Below are 1,115 nucleotides of genomic sequence, written 5' to 3' on the forward strand. Positions count from 1 at the left end.
AGGTAGCCGTCGACGAAGGTCATGGATTGTTCGAAGACCTCGTTGGTCGCATCCGAGTGCTGCATGTATTCCTGGATGCCGTAGTTGTGGATCGCCAGGCCCACGTGCAGCTGCGCGGCGAACCCGACCGGGGAGATGTCGGTGGGGCCGTGGAAGCCGGACTTGATCTGGTACTGCGCGGCGTAGTCCATCACCTTCTTCAGCGGGCTGATCCCGCCGAAGTGGGTGGAGGCTGCCCGCACGTAGTCGATCAGCTGTTCCTTGATCAGGGCCTGGTAGTCGTAGACGGTGTTGAAGATTTCCCCGATCGCCAGCGGGGTGGTGGTGTGCGCCCGGACCAGGCGCAGGGCCTCCTGGTTTTCGGCCGGGGTGCAGTCCTCGAGCCAGAACAGGTCGTAGGGTTCGAGSGCSTTGCCCAGCTTCGCGGCCTGGATCGGGGTCATCCGGTGRTGCCCGTCGTGCAGCARCGGGAGTTCCGGGCCGAACTCGTTGCGCACCGCCTCGAACACGGTGGGCAGGTGGCGGAGGTAGGCGCGGGTGTCCCAGTCCTCTTCCTGCGGGAACGCGCCGCGCCCGGCCGGTTCGTAGTCGTAGCGYTCCCCSGAGGCCTGGGCCTGGGCCGCGACGCCGTAGACGGCCTTGATCCCGGGCACCGCGGTCTGGATCCGGATCGACTTGTAGCCCAGYTCCAGGTGCTCACGGACCGAATCGAACAGGGACGGCAGGTCCGCGCCGGAGGCGTGCCCGTAGGCGCGCAGCCCGTTCCGGGACGCCCCGCCCAGGAGCTGGTAGACCGGCATCCCGGCGAGCTTGCCCTTGATGTCCCACAGCGCCATGTCCACCGCGGCGATCGCGGCCATCGTGACCGGGCCGCGGCGCCAGTACGAGGACCGGTACAGGAACTGCCAGGTGTCCTCGATCCGGTGCGGGTCCTTGCCGATCAGCAGCTGCGCGACGTGCTCCTTCAAATAGGCGGCCACGGCGAGCTCGCGCCCGTTCAGGGTCGCGTCCCCGATCCCGGTCACGCCGTCCTCGGTGGTGATCCGCAGGGTCACGAAGTTCCGGGAGGGGCTGGTGACGAACACTTCAGCGGCAATGATTTTCACAACAGGTCC

1 protein-coding gene is annotated in these 1,115 nt (G+C 67.2%); it reads right to left on the reverse strand.

What is annotated here, in order from left to right; all coding sequences use genetic code 11:
• The coding region (manD, locus tag AC1DFR_RS22315) for a D-mannonate dehydratase ManD (RefSeq protein WP_476874501.1) at positions 1-1,106 on the reverse strand (1,106 nt) is incomplete at its 3' end.
• Positions 1,107-1,115 lie beyond the last annotated feature (9 nt).

Source organism: Arthrobacter sp. 05T410, from assembly GCF_056396505.1.